General features: G+C 59.5%; 1 protein-coding gene. It reads right to left on the bottom strand.

The genetic code is table 11. The features are described 5' to 3' along the window. On the bottom strand, positions 1-3421 hold a 3421-nt coding region (locus FYK55_RS28590), incomplete at both ends, for a beta strand repeat-containing protein (protein ID WP_150080036.1).

Raw genomic sequence — 3421 nt, 5'->3', positions numbered from 1 at the left:
ATTGTCGTTCAGGAAAACCGATCCGCCGGTCGTGGTGATCGTGCCGTTGTTGGTCCAGTTGCCGGTAACGGTCAGACTACTGCTGGTCAAATCGATCGTGGCCTGATTGTCCCACGTGCCACGCAGGTTCACCGTCACTCCCGTGCCACTGACGTTCTGATCCAGAACGTAATTGCCACTCAGGTCCAGCGTTCCCGAGATCGGTTCGAGGGTACCGCCATTGCCGGCCAATCCATCAACATCCAGTGTGCCGCCGTCCGCGCGGATGACTCCTTCGTTCGTAAAGGATCCTCCGTCGGGTCGGATTTCGATCGTTCGACCCGACGTATCCGCGGCGATGATTCCACGGTTGATCACACTCACATTGTTCGCGCTGCCCCAATAACCACTGCGCCCAATCGCTCCGTTGCCGCCGCGGACCGTGATGCCATCCTCGATCACCAGTGTCGTGAAGGACTGCTCCAGAAACAGGCCCTGCGCGTAGGACGCGTCGGTGTGACTTTGCGAAACGAGCACTTCACCGGTGCCCGACAGTGACTGACTACCGCGGAAATAGACACGAGCCTGACGTCCCACGGTCATCGTCGCATTGAGTTCCAATCCGTTGTCGATGCGGAGGAAATCTCGATAGTCGGTCAGCGCAATGTTGGTTTCCAACGTCACGCCGTCCAGCCGATTACTGGTGTTGCTCGACACGGAGATCTCCCCGGTGCCGATCACGGTCGCTCCCGCGAGTGTTCCTCCGTCGATCGTGATTCCGCCGTCCGCCTGCAAGGTGTCGATCACATCCAACCGGCCACCGGTCAGGTTCAGTCTGCCAGCGGTGGTCAGGCTGTTGATCTGGGTCGAACCCGAGCGATGCGTGATGGTTGCGTTGGCGGGAACATTGATCACCACATCATCGCCCGGCTGGGGCACGCGGCCATCCTGCCAGTTCGCCGCATCATCCCAGTTGCCGCTGCCGGCAGCGATCCACGTGGCGGTTTGGGCTTCGATCGTGAAGGTTGAGGTGATGTCGCCTGCGCCGAGGGCGTTGCCACTGCGGTCGGTCAGCTGATCCGCGGCCAGGGTCAGCGTGTAACTGCCGGGTTCAAGCGATCGAAAATCGAGCGTCACGGCGCTGCCTAGGTCCGTGACTCGGAAGACTTCGGGGCTAACCGCTCCCGTCGGACCGTTGATTGCGAAATTGCCAGGCGTGAGCGTGGTGACATCCATCCTTTCGTCGAATCGCACTTCCAAATCTTGGACCCGTGGCCCCACGCCGCCGTCCGGCGGGACGATCTCCTGAATTTGCGGAGCTGTCGTATCATTCGTCGGGGCGACGGCAGCAAATTCCAACTCACCACCGCCGGCGGACTGTAGTTGCAGTTGCAACCCGGACCCCAGATTCAACCCGGATTCATCCGCGTAAGCGCCGACCACCGATCCCGATGAAAAGAACCCCATGATGCTTTGAGACTTGATCACGCGATCGAAAATGCGAATGCGGTTCACGCTCCCGCTGCCTTCTTCCGATCCGTTGTCCTGAAAGAACCACGCCACGTTGTTGGCGGCAGAGAAAACGGCACGGTTGCTCGAGTCTATGAATGAAAACTGCCAAATCCCATTGACGTAGCCGACAACCTCTCGCGTGCTCTCGTCTCGCGTCAGCAACACCGTGACCTCTTGACCTGCTTGAATCGCTCCCGCTGCACCCGCAGCATTCGGCCAGAAGTACAGTTGTCCGTTGATCGAGTAGAGCCCCGTGTCATCGGCAAGATTCGCGAAACTAATCAATCGTTTCCAATTGCTGGTTGAGTTCCAAGTGAAGGTCAGCTCGATCGAGTACTCGGACGGGTTCGCAATCGCGTTCTCGACCTTCAAACCTTGGTTGGCGGAGAACACGTACTGTCCTGATTGGACCGTTCCACCATTCGATACCAACGACGGGCCACCAAGGGAGTCGGAGAGGTCACCATCAAATTGATAGTCGGAAACGGCCGGCGGTTCCGTCCCGTCGGTGAGATCCGCATCGGCGGACATGTCAACGCGGATCGCCCCATCAAGTTCCGCAACGCCGTCGACGGAGATCCGTCCAAATTCGCTTGACCTATCTCCATTGATCCCCACCTCGGTGGTTCCCGGAGCCGTTTGCGAGAGGACGCGTGCGCTAAGCGTCGCCCCAGGACGGCTGATCAGCGTGCCGGCATTGATGACTTCGCTGCCGGTCAGCCGCAACGTCTGACCGGTGGATTGAGCAACAATCGTTCCACGGATGCTCAGCGGCGTTTGCGAATAGCCGAGGGTCGTGTAAGTCGAACCCGGCGCATTCTGAACGGTCACGTTCTCACCGATCGTCAACGGGTACTGATCCACGCTGCGAATCCGCAAGTCGTTTTCTTGCTGGCTGTACGTCAGCACGCTGTAGAGTTCCACAACGCCCGAACCGCCCAATTCAGCCCCTTCGCCGTAGAAGTCCAAGCCGGTGTCATAGAAATCGCTGGCATTGTTCGTCGTCCGCTCCAACCGAAGCAGCCCGTTGACATTCAAGCCTCCGGTGACGCTGACAATCGCACTCTGCTGAACCAGTCCGTCCGCGTTCAGCGTGACACCGTCAAGCGTCCCGTCGTTGCTGGTCGCGATCAACTTCGTGTCGTCGGAACTGGAGATCGTCCCGCCGGAAATCTTCCCCCCGTCCAGGTACAACTTGTAGCCGTCCGCCGCGAGCACAAAGTCGTCGCCGGCGTTGTCCAACGTCCCACCCGGCTGGACATAAGCGCTTGTGTCACCACTGCTGATCGATTCCAGTTCCGACGTCGTGTAGCCGCTTTGAAGATTGATTCGGGAATCCACGATCGAGATCGACCCGAGTGTCTCGCCGTGCGAGAGTAAATCCACCGTCGACGCGTTCGCGGAGATCGTTCCGCCATTGCTCCAGCTCCCACTCAAACGCAGCAGAGAACCCGAATCGACAGCGATCGCCGAGGTGTTGGTCCATGTCCCACCCAGATCGACCGTTGAGACGCCCGTCGCGGTGATCGGTGCCGCTCCGCTCCAGGTGCCACGGAAAGTCAGATTCGATCCGTCGATCGTTTGCCCCAGGTTGTTCGTGAACGTCCCGGCGACATCCAACGTGCCTCCGCCGGAAACCTTCGCATCACCCAGGTCTCCGGTGACATTGTTCAGATCAAGCGTGCCGCCGTCGGCCCGCATCGATCCTTGGTTGGAAACCGTTTTCCCCGTCACCCGCAGGGTGCCGCCCGAAGAATCGGACTGGACCGTCCCCAGAACGATCGTGTCGGCGTTCCCGTTCCCGAGTGTGGTAAAGGTTGACCCTGAAGCGTTGCGCACCGTGACATCCGGACCGACAGTCAATGTCCCGCCGTCGGCCGTTCGAATTCGCAAGTCGTTTTCTTGCTGGCTGTAAGTCAGAGCGCTGTAG

The organism is Roseiconus nitratireducens, assembly GCF_008629675.1.
GTDB classification, from domain to species: domain Bacteria; phylum Planctomycetota; class Planctomycetia; order Pirellulales; family Pirellulaceae; genus Stieleria; species Stieleria nitratireducens.
The sequence above is the reverse complement of the archived record's forward strand: the minus strand, read 5'-3'. Positions and strand labels throughout refer to the sequence as shown.